14 protein-coding genes are annotated in these 17296 nt (G+C 54.4%); 10 read left to right on the top strand and 4 right to left on the bottom strand.

The genetic code is table 11. The features are described from left to right. Positions 1-73 precede the first annotated feature (73 nt). From VK70_RS20875 to VK70_RS20835, 9 genes are all read left to right on the top strand, one after another. A complete protein-coding gene (locus VK70_RS20875) occupies positions 74-1132 on the top strand; it encodes a LacI family DNA-binding transcriptional regulator (protein WP_025693786.1) in 1059 nt (352 codons plus the stop codon). Between the two features lie 266 nt (positions 1133-1398). Further along, positions 1399-2163 (top strand): hypothetical protein, encoded by a 765-nt coding sequence (locus tag VK70_RS28655; protein ID WP_025693787.1) that lies wholly within the window; start codon positions 1399-1401, stop codon positions 2161-2163. 53 nt (positions 2164-2216) lie between these two features. Beyond that, on the top strand, positions 2217-3170 hold the full coding sequence (locus VK70_RS28650; protein WP_025693788.1) for a sugar kinase: 954 nt from the start codon (positions 2217-2219) through the stop codon (positions 3168-3170). A gap of 14 nt (positions 3171-3184) precedes the next feature. Further along, on the top strand, positions 3185-4459 hold the full coding sequence (locus VK70_RS20860; RefSeq protein ID WP_025693789.1) for an MFS transporter: 1275 nt from the start codon (positions 3185-3187) through the stop codon (positions 4457-4459). A gap of 149 nt (positions 4460-4608) precedes the next feature. Then, positions 4609-6300 carry a dihydroxy-acid dehydratase gene (gene ilvD, locus VK70_RS20855; protein WP_025693790.1) on the top strand — a complete coding sequence of 564 codons (1692 nt, stop codon included), beginning with the start codon at positions 4609-4611 and terminating at the stop codon, positions 6298-6300. Beyond that, the gene (locus tag VK70_RS20850) at positions 6288-7253 is read left to right on the top strand and encodes a phosphoglycerate dehydrogenase (RefSeq protein WP_046723713.1); all 966 of its coding nucleotides are present in this window, start codon (positions 6288-6290) and stop codon (positions 7251-7253) included. Before ilvD ends, VK70_RS20850 begins: the two co-directional genes overlap by 13 nt. A 54-nt stretch (positions 7254-7307) precedes the next feature. Next, positions 7308-7973, top strand: coding sequence for a bifunctional 2-keto-4-hydroxyglutarate aldolase/2-keto-3-deoxy-6-phosphogluconate aldolase (locus VK70_RS20845; RefSeq protein ID WP_025692410.1), 666 nt, complete (start codon positions 7308-7310; stop codon positions 7971-7973). Between the two features lie 379 nt (positions 7974-8352). Continuing rightward, positions 8353-8967 (top strand): TVP38/TMEM64 family protein, encoded by a 615-nt coding sequence (locus VK70_RS20840; RefSeq protein WP_025697543.1) that lies wholly within the window; start codon positions 8353-8355, stop codon positions 8965-8967. A 34-nt stretch (positions 8968-9001) separates the two neighbouring features. Then, positions 9002-9910, top strand: a complete 909-nt coding sequence (locus VK70_RS20835; protein WP_046723712.1) for an aldo/keto reductase — start codon at positions 9002-9004, stop codon at positions 9908-9910. A 929-nt stretch (positions 9911-10839) separates the two neighbouring features. Here the strand turns inward: VK70_RS20835 and VK70_RS20830 are convergent. The 4 genes from VK70_RS20830 to VK70_RS20815 form a co-directional block, all read right to left on the bottom strand. Continuing rightward, positions 10840-12342 (bottom strand): aminotransferase class V-fold PLP-dependent enzyme, encoded by a 1503-nt coding sequence (locus tag VK70_RS20830; RefSeq protein WP_046723710.1) that lies wholly within the window; start codon positions 12340-12342, stop codon positions 10840-10842. 146 nt (positions 12343-12488) lie between these two features. Beyond that, a complete protein-coding gene (locus VK70_RS20825) occupies positions 12489-12965 on the bottom strand; it encodes a DsrE/DsrF/DrsH-like family protein (protein WP_025695048.1) in 477 nt (158 codons plus the stop codon). 151 nt (positions 12966-13116) lie between these two features. Beyond that, the gene (locus tag VK70_RS26720; protein WP_025695047.1) at positions 13117-15279 is read right to left on the bottom strand and encodes a putative bifunctional diguanylate cyclase/phosphodiesterase; all 2163 of its coding nucleotides are present in this window, start codon (positions 15277-15279) and stop codon (positions 13117-13119) included. Positions 15280-15397: 118 nt separating this feature from the next. After that, positions 15398-16021 (bottom strand): acetate uptake transporter, encoded by a 624-nt coding sequence (locus VK70_RS20815; RefSeq protein ID WP_025695046.1) that lies wholly within the window; start codon positions 16019-16021, stop codon positions 15398-15400. 203 nt (positions 16022-16224) lie between these two features. Here VK70_RS20815 and VK70_RS20810 point away from each other — a divergent pair, with 203 nt between their 5' ends. Continuing rightward, positions 16225-17172: a 1,4-dihydroxy-2-naphthoate polyprenyltransferase gene (locus VK70_RS20810; RefSeq protein WP_025695045.1), complete on the top strand. Its 948-nt coding sequence runs from the start codon at positions 16225-16227 to the stop codon at positions 17170-17172. The last annotated feature ends 124 nt before the right edge of the window (positions 17173-17296 follow it).

The raw sequence follows: 17296 nt of genomic DNA, 5'->3' as shown, positions 1-17296 counted from the left end.
CGCGGCTTTGGCCCGGGGTAGCTGACGTGATATAATTAAGAATCACAAAACTTCTTAAGAATGAGGAAAATATATGGATTCCATAAATCAACCTTCCAGGCCCCCGCAAAAAGCGACCATCGCCGATGTGGCCAAAGCGGCGGGGGTTTCCAAAACGACGATATCCCGCTATTTAAGCGGAGACTATAAATCCATCTCCGAAGCTACCCTGCAAAGAATTAAGCAGAGTGTGAAGGAGCTTCGCTACCGGCCAAGCCGACTGGCAAGAGGCCTGCGGCAGGACCGCAGCTACTCCATCGGCATGATTTTTGCCGACATTTCCAATCCCTTCTCCACCTCCGTTCTTAAGGGGGCCGAGGACGTGTGCACGAAACAGGGGTACAGCATGATTGTGTGCAATACGGATAACGATCCCGAGAAGGAAAAAAATTATATCGCGATGCTCCATGCCCAGCGCGTTGACGGGCTGATCATCCACCCGACCGGACAGAACCTGGAGAATCTGCAGGAACTCTCGGAGGACCAAATTCCGATCGTATTGATCGACCGCAGCATCCCGGGACTTGAAGTCGATACGGTCGGAACCGATAATGACAAGGCCATGACCGAAGCGACGGGGTATTTTCTTGAGCAGGGATTTGAGCGGATCGGATTCTTCTCGCAGCCTATTCAGCATGTCAGCTCCCGGATTGAGCGGGCCCAGACCTTTGTCCAGATTCTGGCTGCGGCCGGACATCCGAGCGTCGACGATATTTACGAATATGAGCCCCGGATCCAGGGGCAGTTCGACGAACAACTGGACCGGTTTATTGCCGAGACGCAGGGTCAATACCGCATGATTTTTGCGGTCAACGTAGTGACCCAACTGAAATTGATCAACGCTCTGCAGAAGCGGGGGCTCCGTATCCCCGAGGATGTCGGCTTTGCCGGTGTTGACGATTCCGAGTGGGCTCCCGTTGTGGGCTCCGGACTTACAACCATTGCGCAGCCAACTTATGAGATCGGCAATAAGGCGATGGAGCTCATTCTGGAGCGTATTGCCGGCGATAATGGGCAGCCGGGGCATTATGCCCTGTCTGCGAATTTGATCACAAGAGGCTCAACTCCTTCACGAAATGCTAAGATCCTGTGAACTGTATTGACTGGGGAGCCTCCCCTCATGTATCTTAATGCCAGTGGAACCGATACCGATAACCGATTCCATTCCTAATCGATTAGCGTAGGTTGTGAAAAGTGTCACGTAGGGTCGCTTTTAACTAAAGCGGCTCATCTTTAGAAGTTTAATGGAACCGATACCGTTTATCGGTACCATTAGCAGGGCGATACGTGGAGGCAGTTAACCACACGCCGAATTCTAGGGATTTGAAGGACTATTTTTTGACTAAAGGAGAATTTGGGATGACTCAGGTATTTACAACAACGGCTTCCCTGGGGCCTCTGGCCGCAGACGGTGGACAGGAATTATGTATCCCGGTAGCCATAGCCGCAGGCTGTGCCGGTATTGAAATCCGCAGAGAGCTGTTTCGGGAGGAAACCCCTCGCCTGGACGATCTGAAAGGCTTGATCAGAAAGGGTCAGCTTGTAAGCGTTTATTCGGCACCCATTGAGTTGTGGAAGGCGGATGGTTCGCTGAATGTGGAGAAGCTGGGTGTTGTTATACCGGAGGCGCTGTCAATCGGAGCAGTATGGCTCAAGACTTCGCTTGGGCATTACAAATCCGGAGTATCGGATCTTGAAGGGCTGAAGAAGTACTGGAAGAGCCTTGTATCCGATTCGGACGCTTTGGAATTGACGGTTGAGAATGACCAAACACTTCATGGCGGTAATGTACTGAAGCTCCGGAAATTTTTTGAAGATTGCCAAGAAGCGGGGCTTTTTATCCAGATGACCTTTGATATCGGCAACTGGGAATTTACCGAAGAAGAAGCCATGAAAGCGGCGGCGGAACTAAACAAATATGTCGGCTATATTCATTTAAAACATGTAGAGAAAATCGATGGGAAGCTGGTAACTCTGGGACTTCCGGAAGAAAAAGATAGCCTCTGGCGTAACATTCTGGATCTGCTCCCGCGCGATGTGCCGCGCACAATTGAGTTTCCGGTTGAAGGTGAAGATGTTGAAGAGGTTCTGCGGCAGTATGTATCCATGATATCGGAAGCATGAGTTTACGCTTTCGAGGCCCATATTGCGAAGTGCACACTTTAGGAGGAATGGTTATGAAAGCATGCGATGTTGTAACATTCGGAGAAGCCATGGCTATGTTCATCGCCGATCGTCCGGGCGAGCTGCATCAAATCGAACAATTCACAAAGGCTCTTGCCGGAGCGGAAACAAATGTCTCCACGGGTCTGGCACGCCTCGGCTTTGGCATGCGGTGGATCAGTAAGGTCGGAAATGACGCATTTGGAAAATTCATTATTGATGCTCTTCGCAAAGAGAACGTTGATGTGGATGCCGTATTTACGGATGAGCGTTATCCGACAGGATTTCAAATGAAATCCAAGGTCTTGGACGGAGATCCGCAGGTTCAATATTTCCGTAAAGGCTCCGCCGCCAGCACAATCTGCCCGGCAGATGTCGATATGCAATACTTTACCACTGCAAAGCATCTCCATTTGACAGGAATTCCTGCGGCAATCTCGGAATCCGCCCGCGAGCTGTCCTTTGAAGCGATTAAAGCAATGAGAGCGGCCGGACGGAGCATTTCTTTTGATGTGAATCTGCGGCCGAAGCTGTGGAGCAGCGAAGCGGAAATGATCGAGAACGTCAATGCCCTGGCTGTTCAGGCGGATTGGGTGCTTCCGGGCGTAGGAGAAGGCAAGCTGCTCACCGGTTATTCCGATCACAGGGATATTGCGGCTTACTATCTTGACCGCGGAGTGAAGCTTGTTGCTGTGAAGCTCGGACCAGAAGGCGCATACTACCGCACACCGACTGAAGAAGGCGTTGTTGAAGGCTTCAAAGTAAAGGCGGTCGATACGGTTGGAGCCGGTGACGGTTTTGCGGTCGGCGTAATCAGCGGTCTGCTTGACGGTCTGGCGGTTAAAGAAGCGGTACGCCGCGGTAATGCGATCGGAGCCCTTGCCGTAACGGCAGAAGGTGACGCGGAAGGATTGCCTACCCGTGAGCAGCTGGAAGCCTTTATGAATGCATCCGTTATAACTCAATAAGGAGAGAAACGATTATGGATAACAAAAAGCTGGCGCCCAGCCGGTGGCTGAAACTGATTCCTGTTATATTTTTTACTTATAGCTTGGCCTACCTGGACCGCGCAAACTACAGTTTCGGTTCGGCATCCGGTATGGCGGATGATCTGCATATTACTCCGTCCGCTTCCTCGCTGCTGGGCGCGCTGTTCTTCCTGGGATACTTCTTCTTTCAGATTCCCGGCGCGACTTACGCCGCCAAGAGAAGTGCGAAGAAACTCGTATTTTTCTGTCTGATCTTGTGGGGATCATGCGCTGCTGCGACCGGTCTTGTAAACGATATCCGAGTTCTCTATGTCATCCGGTTCACACTTGGAGTTGTAGAAAGCGCTGTAATGCCGGCGATGCTGGTCTTCCTCAGCAACTGGTTCACCAAAAGCGAACGTTCCCGTGCGAATACGTTCCTGATTCTCGGAAATCCCGTTACGGTTCTGTGGATGTCTATTGTCTCCGGATATCTGGTACATGGCCTCGGATGGCGGCATATGTTTGTCGTAGAAGGTCTGCCTTCCATAATTTGGGCATTCTTCTGGTGGAGGCTGGTTAAGGACAAACCTAGCGAAGCCAAGTGGTTGTCCGACAACGAAAAGAAAGATCTTGAACAAGCGCTTCTTGAAGAACAAAAGGGTATAAAAGAAGTCAAGAACTACCGTGAAGCGTTCAAGAACCCGAAGGTTATTATGCTGTCCATCCAATATTTCTTCTGGAGTATCGGTGTTTACGGTTTTGTGATGTGGCTTCCGTCCATTCTTAAAGAGTCTTCGGGCATGGGAATTGTCAATGCAGGCTGGTTGTCCGCAGGCCCGTACCTGGCAGCCATCATCGGTATGCTTGGCGTATCCTACTACGCTGACCGTACCATGAACCGCAAAGGCGCCGTTTGGATTTGTCTGCTCATCGGCGCGGTCGCCTTCTATGGTTCTTATTTGATCGGAGCCTCGAACTTCTGGCTGTCCTACACGCTGCTGGTTATCGCTGGCGGAGCGATGTACGCGCCATATGGACCTTTCTTCGCCATCATTCCGGAAATTCTCCCCAAGAACGTTTCGGGCGGCGCGATGGCGCTGATCAACAGCCTTGGAGCGCTTGGTTCCTTCGCAGGCTCTTACATTGTAGGTTACCTGAACGGCTCTACCGGTTCACCTGACGCCTCCTTTATCTTCATGGCGCTGGCGCTCGTTGTATCCGTCGTAATGACCATTGTGGTAAAAACTCCGAAGGGAACCCTCCCTGACGAGAAAATGGCAGCGTAAATTTCATCCTGGAAGATACGGCGCGCCTGTCAATTTTGGCACAGCGTCGTCTCTTCCCTTTATGTATTATTAATAATGTAGGATTGACATATTCGTTCAGAAAAAATCAAGTAGACAAAATCAAGCAGTAAAACTTGGAGGGAATTATTATGAGCAACCGGATTTCTACCATCTCGCCGTTTACCAGAGCAATTCTGAAGGCCCATCTGTGTTCCTGCGGAGTAGACTACTCCAAAATGGATAAGCCTGTCATCGCCGTAGCCAACTCCTGGAACGAAATCGTGCCGGGACATGTGCATTTGCGCCAATTGGCTGACCGTGTAAAGGCAGGGATCGAGGCTGCTGGCGGTCTGGCGCTCGAATTCAACACCATCGCCGTTTGCGACGGAATCGCGCAAGGGCATGAAGGCATGAAATATTCGCTGCCGAGCCGCGAAATTGTAGCCGACAGCGTGGAAACGATGGTGAAGGCGCATGGTATTTTTGACGGCATGGTCGTCCTTAGCTCCTGCGACAAAATCGTTCCAGGCATGCTGATGGCAGCCGCTCGCTTGAACCTGCCGGGTCTGGTTGTACTTGGCGGAGTTATGCCGAACCACATCAAGCCGAAGGAATCCAAAGCGGCAAGACGGGCATTCCTCGACGGAAAGCTGGATGAAAAAGGTCTGGTTGAAGTGACCAACCAATACTACCCGGGTCCTGGAGCGTGCCCGTTCCTCGGAACGGCGAACACGATGCAGGGATTGTCCGAGGCGCTCGGCATGGCTATGCCGAATACGTCCTGGATGCAGGCATTGTCGGACGAGCAGTTGGACGCTGCTGAAGCTGCCGGACGTCAAGCCGTAGAGCTGGTGAAGAAAGGCATTACGCCGAGCCAAATCATGACCCGCGAAGCGTTCGAGAATGCCATTTCCGTGCTGCTCGCTATGGGCGGCTCGCTGAACGCGTGCCTGCATCTGCCGGCGATTGCGCATGAACTCGGCATCGAACTGCCGATGACCCTGTTCGACGACATCAGCCGCCGCGTACCGTTCCTGGCGGGTGTAACGCCGAATAACCAAGAATATACCACGAACGACCTGCAGCGTGCCGGCGGAATGAAGGCTTTAATGAAGGAACTCGGCGGATTGCTGCACACCGGAGCTCTGACCGTGACAGGCGATTCCGTGGAGAACAACATTGCGGATGCGTCTGTACTCGACCGCGATGTTATCCGCACGCTGGAAGAGCCGCTCGACAAGGAAGGCGGCGTAGCCGTACTGGTAGGCAACCTGGCTGTAGACGGCGCGCTGATCAAGCAGTCGGCGGTAGCTCCTGAGCTGAGAAGCTTCACGGGACCGGCTAAGGTGTTCAACTCCGAGGAAGCCTTCTCGGAAGCCTATGAAGCGGGTCTGATCCAGGAAGGCGACGCCGTCGTCATCCGTTATGAAGGACCGAAAGGCGGACCTGGTATGCGCGAGCTGCACCGCTGTACGGAAATCCTTGGCAAGTTCAAGCGCGCCGCGCTGGTAACGGACGGCCGTTTCTCGGGCGCGACGTCCGGCCTGTCGATCGGATATGCGAGCCCTGAAGCCGCTGAAGGCGGAACGATTGCGCTGGTACAGGACGGCGATATGATTGAGATCGATATCGCCAGCCGCAAGCTGCAGCTGCATGTATCGGATGAAGAACTGGCGAAACGTGCGGAGCGTCTGGAAGAGTTCAAGATTGAAGCCAGCAAGCTGCTGCGTCTGTATGCACAGCATGCTTCCTCGGCTTCAAAAGGCGGCGTTCGCGTCGTGTCCGAAGGCAAGAGCGAGGCTCCAGCTGTGAAAGAGGGGGTAACCGTATGCCAAAAGTAGTTGCACTGCCGCGTTCTTTCTCCCGTTCGGAGGAAGCGAAGGAAATGCTGCTTCAGGCGGGATTCGAGGTCATCTGGAATACGGAAGGCCGTCCGCTGAAAGAAGCGGAGCTCATCGAAGTAATCAAGGGCGCGGATGCGCTGATTACCGGGATCGACGAGGTGACTGCGAAGGTGCTGGAAGCGGGCGCTCCGACCTTGAAGGTTGTTGCAAAATACGGCGTCGGCTACGATAATATTGACGTGGAAGCCGCGAGCCGTCTGGGCATTCCGGTCACGATTACACCGGGCGCTCCTACCCGTTCGGTAGCGGAGCTGGCGCTCACCCTGATGCTGAGCGTCGCCCGCCATATTCCGCAAATGAATGCGGGAGTAAGGGACGGAGGCTGGGGCCGCACTACCGGCTCGGAGCTCGGAGACAAAGTGCTGGGCGTTGTCGGTCTCGGCGCTATCGGAGCCGAAGTCGTAAAGCGTGCCGTTGCATTTGATATGAAGGTCATTGCGTATGACGCGTTTGTCCGTCAAGACATGATCGACAAGTATGGTGTGCAGTACGTTACCCTTCCGGAACTGTACGCGCAGTCCGATTTCATTACTCTGCATGCTCCGGCGATTCCTGAAACGGTCGGTATGATCAACAAGGAATCTCTGGCGCAAATGAAGAAGTCCGCAATACTGATCAATACGGCACGGGGCGACCTGGTCGTTGAGCAGGATTTGTACGAGGCTTTGTCCTCGGGGCAAATCGCGGGCGCGGGTCTGGATACCTTTGTTCAGGAGCCGCCGGCAACGCTGGATATCGTCGGACTGCCTAACGTGGTGACTTCCCCGCATGTCGGCTCCAACACGGTAGAGGCCGGTTACCGCATGGCGAAGATGGCTGCGGAAGAAGCCATCCGTGCGGTTAACGGAGAAGCGCCTAAATTCCCGGTCAAGGCCCCGGTTAGCAAGTAATCGAAGCCAATACGTTCGCATTATCATCTCATATTAAGCAAAGGGGAACTGGAAATGAAAAAGCTGCGCATCATTAATCAAATACATGAGGGAGGCGTTGTCGCGGTGCTCCGCGGGAACTCCCCCGAAGAAGTCGTGGAAATGGCGAAGCAATCGATCGCTGGAGGCATCAAGATTATCGAGGTTACGCTGACCGTGCCGTTTGCCTTGAGAGCCATTGAGAAGCTGGCCGCCGAATACTCTTCGAGCGCGCCTGCCGACTCCGATAAATATGCCGTTATCGGCGCGGGAACCGTGCTCGACCCTGAGACTGCGCGCGCCGCTATCCTAAGCGGATCGGAATTTGTGGTTGGACCTTCTCTGAATCCGGATACGGTTAAGCTGTGCAATCGGTACCGTGTGCCTATCATGCCGGGGGTTATGACGGCGAAGGAAATTCAGGAAGCACTCGACCTGGGTGTTGATGTTGTGAAGCTGTTCCCTGGAAATCTGTATTCCCCGTCCATGATCAAGGCCTTTAAAGGCCCTCTGCCGCAGGCGAATGTGATGCCGACAGGCGGCGTCAATCTGGAAAACCTTAAAGATTGGATCAAAGCCGGAGCATTTGCTGTTGGCATCGGCTCCGACCTGACCACAGATGCCCTGCGTGAGAAGGATTACAGTCTCGTTGCCAAGAAATCGGCTCAGTACATCGAGGCGTTCAAAGCAGCGATTAAATAAGGCTGCTGTTAATGAAAAAGGTTGGCCCATCGTCCTGTGTGAGCGGACGGCGGGCCAACCTTTTTCCATTCTCAGAACGTTTTGCCGGTACCAGGAAGCTCCTCCCGGTATTTGAACGTTCTTTTTTCCAGCGCCGCCAATGAATAATTGATGGCAAGTCCGAGCAGAGACAGCGCAATCACGATGGCGAACGTTTCCGGAGGTTTGACATTTTATTCAATGCCCAAAAATAAGAAAGCCGTAAGGGAACGCCGTCGATTGCTGAAGAACGAATTTGCATATAGGGATGGGGAGATTTCCAGAAGGGAAATCCGCACAGTTATCATGTATAATAGGGCTGTTGAAATCATTGGATAGATGAGGAGCGCTTAGGTCCGTTATGTATGCACTCAATGCCATCTCCTGGCTGACCGAGGAGAATCTGCGGGACATGCTGGAGCGTTACCGGTCGCTCGGTCCTTTCCCTGGGATTGCGCTGACCTTTATGAAATCATTTGTTCCGCCGCTGCCAACTCTGCTTATCGTCGGCCTGAATGCGGCGGTGTACGGGTTATGGCTCGGTTTTTTGTACTCCTGGGCTGGTCTTGTAGCTGGCTGTCTGGCAACTTTCCTGATCATCCGCAAAATCGCCTCTCAGCGCTTCTTGCGCAAATGGGCGCAGCGGCCGAAGGTGGCCAGAGCCATGGAGTGGGTACGGCGCAGCGGTTTCAGCTTTGTGTTCCTGCTGAGCTTGTTCCCGGTTGGGCCGTTCGTTATCATTAATATGGCCGCCGGGCTTGCCGGTATGCGGCTGCGCTCCTATCTGCTGGCTCTGGCCGCAGGCAAGGCGGTTATGGTGTTCGCCGTATCGAATATCGGCAATGATGCCGGACGGTTCATCCGAAATCCCGTTGAAATGATCTATGTGGTGCTGTTCGTTCTGCTGTCGCTGTGGGGTGTCAAGTCGATTGAGGGTTATTTTTCAAGACTCACACGCAGCGGTGGAAGCTCATAGTTCAAACTCCCTTAAGAAAAGAGGAATGCGACAGATGAAGTATCGAAAGCTTGGAAGTACGGGTCTTAACGTATCGGTTATCGGAGTGGGCACTTGGCAGTTCGGAGGTGAATGGGGGAAGGATTTCGCTCAGAAAGAAGTCGATGAAATGCTGGACAAGGCCGGCGAGCTCGGCATCAATCTGATTGATACGGCTGAATGCTACGGAGATCATCTCTCTGAAAAGTTTATCGGCAGCTACCTGAGCCGCCGCAAACGCGAGGACTGGATCGTCGCGACCAAGTTCGGCCATCATTTCAGCGGCCATCTCAAACGGGAACAGCTGTGGAGCGCGGACGATGTGCTGAAGCAGCTGGACGACTCGCTGCGCGCACTCCAGACGGAGTATATCGACCTGTACCAGTTCCATTCCGGCACCGACACCGAATATGACAACGACAAGCTGTGGAATATGTTGGACGCTCAGAAGCGGGCGGGGAAAATCCGGCACCTGGGTGTTTCCATCAGCACCGCGAATGACGGCGTTCATCAGACGTCCTCCGCTCCGGAGATCGGCGCCGAGGCGATTCAGGTAGTCTACAACCGGCTGGAGCGTCAGCCGGAAGAGAAGCTGTTCCCGCTGTGCAAGGAGCATAACCTTGGGGTGCTGGCCCGGGTTCCGCTGGCGAGCGGATACCTCAGCGGCAAATACAAGGCCGATGCGGTGTTCCAGACCGGTGATGTGCGGGCGAACCATGATGCGAAGAAGCGGGAGGAGCAGCTGCGCATCGTTGCCGAAATCGCCGCAAGCGAAGTGCCGGCCGGCCTCAACATGGCGCAGTGGGCGCTGGGCTGGTGCCTGCAGCATCCCGCGGTGACGAGCGTGATCCCAGGCTGCAAAGATGTGCAGCAGGTCATCTCAAACGCTCAGGCCGCTGATCTGGATATGGTGGCGGAAGCGTAGTCTGGGGCGGTAAGAAGGGACATGAGGCCTGGCCGGGATAGAGTGGAACGGAGCAACCGATGGCGAAAATAATGCCAACGACAATGCCGCTGGCAGCGCCCGCTCCAATAGAGGGGAACGTCAGGGGCCGTGCCGCGTATCGTACTGAGCCGTAAATGAAGGAGCGAGGCGGTAAGGATGGGAATGGGAGCCGGACCGGATATTTTGGCTGGACTGGACTGTGGAGGGCTAGAGGGGAACGGAGCAGAATGTAGGGGGACGGATAAAGCGGAAAAGTTCCCCTTTATTTTGCCTGAAATCGGGCTTTTCCAAGGTTGGCCGGGAAAAGCTCCCTCTTAATTCCGCGTTTAAGCCGGAATGGACAGGGAAGCGGGAAATAAGCTGGAGCTTTTCCTGTTCAGCGAATAAAAGTGCGCTGTAATTTATGAATAAGCGGGAGGATTTCCGCTTCATGGAGAGGCTTGCCTGCGGTCTTGGGCAAGCCTTTTATACAGCAAGGACAGGAGACGAGCCGCCGAGAATGGAGCAAAGTACGCCATCCTCTGCGGCTCGTTGCTTCAGGGCTAAGGGGGAGGGCACCCCCGCAAAGCTCCGCCTCAGAGGGCTGCTTCGGACGCGTTCCGCCCAGGCGGCCCTGGCTCCGGTCAGCGACCGCTCAAGCAGCCCGCCTCACACCCCGCAAAAGCGTGCCGTCCTCGGGCCGTGTCCCTGTCCAAGCGGCCCGCCCCCGGCCAGCGACTGCTCGAGCAGCCAGCCTCACACTCCAAAAGCGTGCCGCCCCCGGCCGTGTCCCTGTCCAAGCGGCCTGCCCCGGTCAGCGACCGCCTGGGCGGAACCCCTCACACCCCGCAAAAGCGTGCCGCCCCCGGCCGCGTCCCTGCCTAAGCGGCCTGCCCCGCCCCCGGCCAGCGCTCCGCCCAAGCGGCCGACTACAGCGCAAACAACCGCTCCATATCCGGTCCGTCTTCGCCCTCTGAGCGGTGCCGCCAGCAGTTGGTCGCGGGGTTATAGCGGTAGTCGGCCCGCCAGGCTTCCCTGTGCCTTACAATCGCCTCCAGGGCCGACACGATCAAGGCGACATCACCGGAGGTCATAACGGGATGCAGCGACAGGCGGACCCATCCCGGCCGCAGGGATTGATCGCCGCTGTGGATGGTCTTGCTCATCAGGGCAGAGGCTTCCCTGCCGATGGAGAGCAGGTAATGCCCGTAAGGCCCCGCGCAGGAGCAGCCGCCGCGGGCCTGAATGCCGAAGCGGTCGTTCAGCAGCCTGACGACGAGGTTGTAATGCATATCCCGAACCGTAAAGGATACGATGCCGAGACGATGGCGGAAGCCTCCCTCCAGCACCGTGACATCCGGTATCGCTTGAAGTCCGTCCAGCAGTTGAAGGCACAGCGTACGCTCATGCCGCAATATGTTCTGCGTCGTCATCCGCTCCTTCAGCCGAAGGCACAGCGCGGTCCGGATCGCCTGCAGAAATCCGGGCGTTCCGCCGTCCTCTCTGGCCTCAATTCCCTGAGAGTAGCTGGGGCCGTCCCACGGGCTTACCCAGGAAACGGTGCCGCCGCCCGGCTCGTCGGGCCGCCAGTTGCCGTAGAGCGCCGCGCTCAACACCAGGACGCCGCTTGATCCCGGCCCGCCGAGAAATTTATGCGGCGAGAAGAAGATGGCGTCCAGCTTCTCCATCGGAGACGGCGGATGCATGTCGATGTCCGTATACGGGGCGCTTGCCGCGAAATCGACAAAGCACAGACCGCCGTAGCGGTGCATGACGGCTGCCATCTCTCTGTACGGTGTCTCGATTCCGGTTACATTCGAGCATGCGGTGAACGAGCCGATCTTCAGGCGGCGGCCCCGGTACGGCCGCAGCGCGGCTTCAAGCTGCCGTGGATCGGCATTTCCGTCCGGACCCGGGGGGAGGACGACAACCTCGCCGATAGTCTCCTGCCAGGAGATGAGGTTGGAGTGATGCTCCATATGGGTGATGAAAATAACCGGCCGATCCTCCGGCGGCAGCGTTACCCGTTCCTCCATCCATTCCGGCAGCCGGAGCCCAAGCAGCCGCTGCAGCTTGTTCACCGCCGCAGTCGTTCCATGGCCGCAGGTGAGCAGAATGTCGCGCGGGCCTGCGTTCACATGGCGCTTAATGATCTGCCCGGCTTCCTCATAAGCCCGGGTCATCGTTATCCCGGTGGCATTTGCCTCGGTATGCGGATTGCCGATAAACGGGCCGAACCGCTCCTGTATCCTCCGCTCGATCGGTTCGTACAGACGGCCGCTGGCCGTCCAATCGGCGTACAGCAAAGGCTTTTTTCCGTATGGGGTTGAAATGGGATGTCCGAGGCCGATTGTATGTTCGCGAAAAGGGCTAAAATACGCCTCCAGAGAATCAGCCTCTTCCGCAGAAGAGGCGAGGGTGGATTTAAGCACGGGGCAGTCCCTCCAGCCAAGAGTCTTTGGCTCAGTATATGCCCGGGGCAAAAAATAGGTGAACGCCCAGCAAGAACCAGACGCAAGGCCGCTTGCCAAGCCGGAACAGATAAGTATCAAGGCGGCAGTTAGGGCGGCCTTGCTACTCAAATAAACAGCTGAAGGTCGCTCTCCAGCGCGTCTTTTAAATAGGAAGCCGCATCGATGATCTCCACTTCCGGCAGCAGCTCCTCGGGCTTAAAGCCCATAATTTCCACAGACAGCTTGCAGGCGTAGAATTTGATGTTCTTTTTGCGGGCGCCTTTCAAGAAATGAATCAGCTTCGGCGCGCCCTGGTCCTCAATCATTTCCTCCAGCATCCATTTTCCGAGCCCGCTGAAATTCATCCGCGACAGCGGAAGCTGCTCCGGCCCTTTGGGCGTCATGACGTCCATCAGCTTTTCATAGATACTCTTGTCCTCGAGCGTCATTTTTTCAGGGTCCCGCACCAGGAACAGCCCCCAGAAGGCAAAGAATATCGAAACCTCCACCTCAATCTCTCGCGCGCTATTAGCCAGAATCAGTCCGGCCATCGCCTTATCGTATTCGCCGCTGAACATCAGCAGATTCATTTTTTTGTTCACTGCCTTGGCCACCTCCGTGGGAGAATGACCTTAGTATGGGCGGTTCAGGCGAGGATATCCATTTTTCACAATTTATACAAAGCTTCCCTGGAGCCATATTGAAGAAGCTGTGCCATCTGGGGTGTCCTGCATATTGCGCAGACCTGTGATTCTATTGCGCCGCCGCATCCTTTGCTGTCAGAAGCAATCTAATCTCCTCTGCGGGAAGGGGACGGTAAAATAGAAAGCCCTGCATATATTTACAGCCGTTCGCCATCAGGAAGTCAACCTGCTCCTCGCTATCAACGCCTTCGGCAATCAGGTCGTAGCCGAGCTGTGAAGCGACAAATGTGATCGACTTGATAATCGTCTCATCGATGGAGCTTTGGCCGATGCCGATGATGAAGGTGCGGTCGATTTTGATTTTGCCGACGGGAAAATGCTTCAGATAATTGAGAGAGGAATACTTGGTCCCGAAATCGTCGACAGACACAAGAATCCCTTCATCGCGCATCTGCTGCAGCAGCGGGTAATGCTCCTCCAAGAGGACGGTGCTCTCCGTAATCTCGAATTCGAGACAGTCCGGTGTAAGCCCGTACTCATCCAGGATGGAGCGGAGCATCAGGATCAGGTTGCGGTTGTAAAACCAGCTGTTGGAAATATTGACGGAGGTACGCAGAATCTGCAGCCCCTCTCGCTTCCACGCGGCTAGCTGCCGGCATACTTCGTGAATCACCCAATCGGTCAACTGGGTCATGAGTCCGGCTTCCTCAACGGCCGAGATGAAGTAGCCCGGCAGAAGCAGTCCCTTCTCAGGATGGTTCCAGCGGACCAACGCTTCCAGACCGGCGACAGCACCGGTGGCGGCATTGACCTGGGGCTGATAATGCAGCACAAATTCATGGTTCTCCAGAGCGGAATGCAGATATTTGGCAATCATCGTTTTTTGCTGCAGCTTCTCCCTGAGCTGATCGTCAAACAGGAAATAACCTTGCCCATCCGTCGATTTGGCCTGATACATGGACATGTCGGCGTATTTAAGCAGGTCTTCTTTATTCGTGGAGTGCTCCGGGTACAGTGAAATACCGATGCTGACGGACAGGCTGAGATGCGTTCCGAATATCACAAGCGGCTGTGAAGCGGCCTCGCTGAGCTGTTCGGCCATTTCCGCAATGCTCTCACGGGGCAGGTCCTGGAACAGCATGACAAATTCATCTCCTCCGGTTCGCGCGAACAGCCTGCAAGGAAGCTTGACCTTATGTATTCGTCCGGCGAGTGTCCGTATCACCTGATCGCCTGCCGAGTGTCCCAGCGTATCATTAATTTCCTTGAACCGGTTGAGATCGAAAAAGAATAAAGTAAAGGTCTGCGCGGGCTCCGCCGCCTTGAGCAAACGGTCGAATTCGTCCATAAAAAACCGGCGGTTCGGGATTTCGGTCAGACTGTCATAATAAGCGAGCTTCTCATACAGCCTCTCGGATATGCGCAGGTCGCGTGTGCGGATATTGACGACCTGTTCCAGCTCGCGGTTGAACCGTCTTTGCCGGCTGAGGAAATAGAGTACGGAGCCAATGATCGACAAAAAGGCAAGATCCACCAGAAGCACGCTGACCAGCGCATTCCATTTTGCTCTCGGATCAAGATAAGTGTTAATCAGCCAGCTTTGGTTGTAGAAATGAACCGGAATACTGATCAGGGTCCCCTTGTTTTCCGCACGGGAGCCGAATAAAAATGTATGATCTTCCCGCGTCACGTACACCCGGGAGTTGTTTCCTAGAAAATGGTCGATGATGTCGTTGATCCGCAGCGTGACGGAGACGATGCCTTCGAATGAATTATTTTTAAAAATCGCCTGTCTGATCACCATTCCATATTCGCCCTGGGCGAGAACGCGGGGACCGTCTATCGTTATAGTCCGCGACCGGATGGTCTCCTCAATCAAGCCAGGCGTGGAAAGCCGGGATTCGAAAAACAGGCTTTTATTAAGAATCGCTGTATTTCCCTCAATCGGATAAAGATAGCGGATAACGCCTTCCGGCGCGATCAATACATTCATCATGTGATTGGTACTGTTGTAGGCACTGTACAGGTAGCGGTTAATTTCGTCAGGATCGGCATCGAAACCGACGGTTTGGATAAAGGAGCTGACGCCTTTGACAATCGAGGCTCTCTCTTCGATATTCGATGTTAGCAGGTTGGCTTGAGAAGACAAATCGGCTTTGGCGGCCCGGTACTCCCGGTCAACCGACAAGGAATAATAATAGAATAGTGCGATTTGAAGAACAACGATGAAGATGAGGATGATCGTAAAAGGCTTTTTCTTAAAGAAAGCCATAATCTGCCTCCGATACGAGTAGTTCAGGCATATTTTAAAAAAGAAACGGATTTCCGCGTATGCCTTTCTAAGGGGCAGCGCGAACATCCGTTAGACAGACTGGCCACGGGCCTTGTCGTTATTTCTTGAATATACGCAGCGGAGCGCCGAGCGGCAGAAACGTGCGTCCGAAGTGAGCGTTCAGGACGGATGCGCCGCAGCCGTAGAGGGAGACGATGCCGATGCCAAGCTCCGAGAAGGCCGCCAGCCGGTGGAAGGCTTCCGCTGCGATTTCGAAAGAATCGAAGGTCAAACCGAGAAACAGCAGATCGATCAGCGCAAAGATAATCAGCAGCACTTTATTGGTCTCGGTGGCGCCGATGGTCATAAACAGGGTGAAAACCAGATAGCCGAGGAAGGCGAAGCCGAGCTGCTTCGGATCGATGGCTTCGGCAAGTACAGCACCGAATACGCCCAGCTTGATCAGCCAGCTTCCGGCCATACCGAACCAGAAAAAGGCATAGGCCCCGAAAGCGGTCATGCCGAAGGTATTGTTGTGCTTGGCGTCCTGGATGCAGGCGAACAACTGGGCGAATGCACCGAGAAAAATGGCCCACGGAATCACATAGCTCAGGCCGCTGGTGATCTCCAGTTTCTGCGAGGATGCCACAAGGGTGACGATGGCCAGTCCGAACAGACCGATCGCGCTTGGATCGGCGGTGACCCATTTGACAGACTGGGTTGACGAGGTTTGCGCTGACATAAACAATAAAGCCCCCAATACAGTTGAAAGTGTTGACTTATACGGAATGGAATCGATTCCGGCACAAGCCAGCCTATCATACCATATCGTTTAGGCCTTGCCTATCATGAAGAAGGATGGATTTTATCGAAAAATGGTGGAACTTGTGACATTCGTTTGTATAATTACAATGACAACTATGACGAATAAGGCTGGGTGAGGCAGTGAACGGGAGAAGCTTTTTGGAATTGGTTGAAATCCGGACAAAAGTGGCGAGTGTGATTCCTTTCATCATGGGAACGCTGTATGCTCTTTACCGGTTCGACAGTTTTTACGCGGGGCGCTTTGCATTAATGCTGGTGTCGCTGCTCTGCTTTGATATGGCGACAACGGCAATCAATAACTATTACGATTTTAAAAAAGCTTCAAGAAGGCACGGCTACGGCTATGAAACGCATAATCCCATCGTTCGGCGTAAATTGAAGGAAAGTGCTGTGGTCGGCACGATCGTTCTGCTCCTGCTGCTGGCGGCAGGCTGCGGGCTGCTGCTTGTGGCCCAGACGAATTTGATCCTCTTTTTTCTGGGAGGGCTGTCTTTTCTGATTGGCATTTTATACTCGTTCGGGCCGGTCCCGATCTCCCGGATGCCGCTCGGGGAGCTGTTCTCCGGGCTGTTTATGGGCTTTGTCATCATCTTTATCTCCGCATTTATACATACGGACGGGACGCTGGCGCTGCTGACTTTAGAACGGGGATGGGTTCATGTTCATCTGAACCTTGTGGAAACGGTCTACCTGTTCTGCTTCTCGGTGCCGGCCATTGTCTGCATTGCGAATATCATGCTGGCGAACAACATCTGCGACATTGAGGAAGACATCGAGAACCGCCGCTATACGCTGCCGGTACACATCGGCAAAGAGAGAGCGCTCATACTGTTCAGGCTGCTCTATTATGTGTCTTATGCCGACTTGGCCGTGCTGCTGCTTCTGGGCTTACACCCTCTTCTGGTGCTGCTCCTTCTGCTGACATGGATTCCCCTGAGCGGCAACCTCGCGAAGTTTACGGCAAGACAGGAGAAGGCCGCGACCTTTATTCTGTCCGTGCGGAATTTCGTTCTGCTGAATGCCGCGCGCATTGCCGTTCTGGGTGCCGCGCTGCTTCTTCCGCGATGACGGCGCATCGCTCTTTCCGAAGTCTGGTTTAAGCTGAATGCGAAAGGGGATAGCTTCCCTCGGTTGGGATATTTTTCAACAATTATGGACATTTTTTGAGCTGAGCGCAAAATGGGCGCAGGTT

Source organism: Paenibacillus durus ATCC 35681 (assembly GCF_000993825.1).
In the GTDB taxonomy this organism is placed as follows: domain Bacteria; phylum Bacillota; class Bacilli; order Paenibacillales; family Paenibacillaceae; genus Paenibacillus_AQ; species Paenibacillus_AQ durus_B.
Note: the sequence above shows the minus strand (reverse complement) of the source record. Positions and strands in the feature narration are given on the sequence as shown.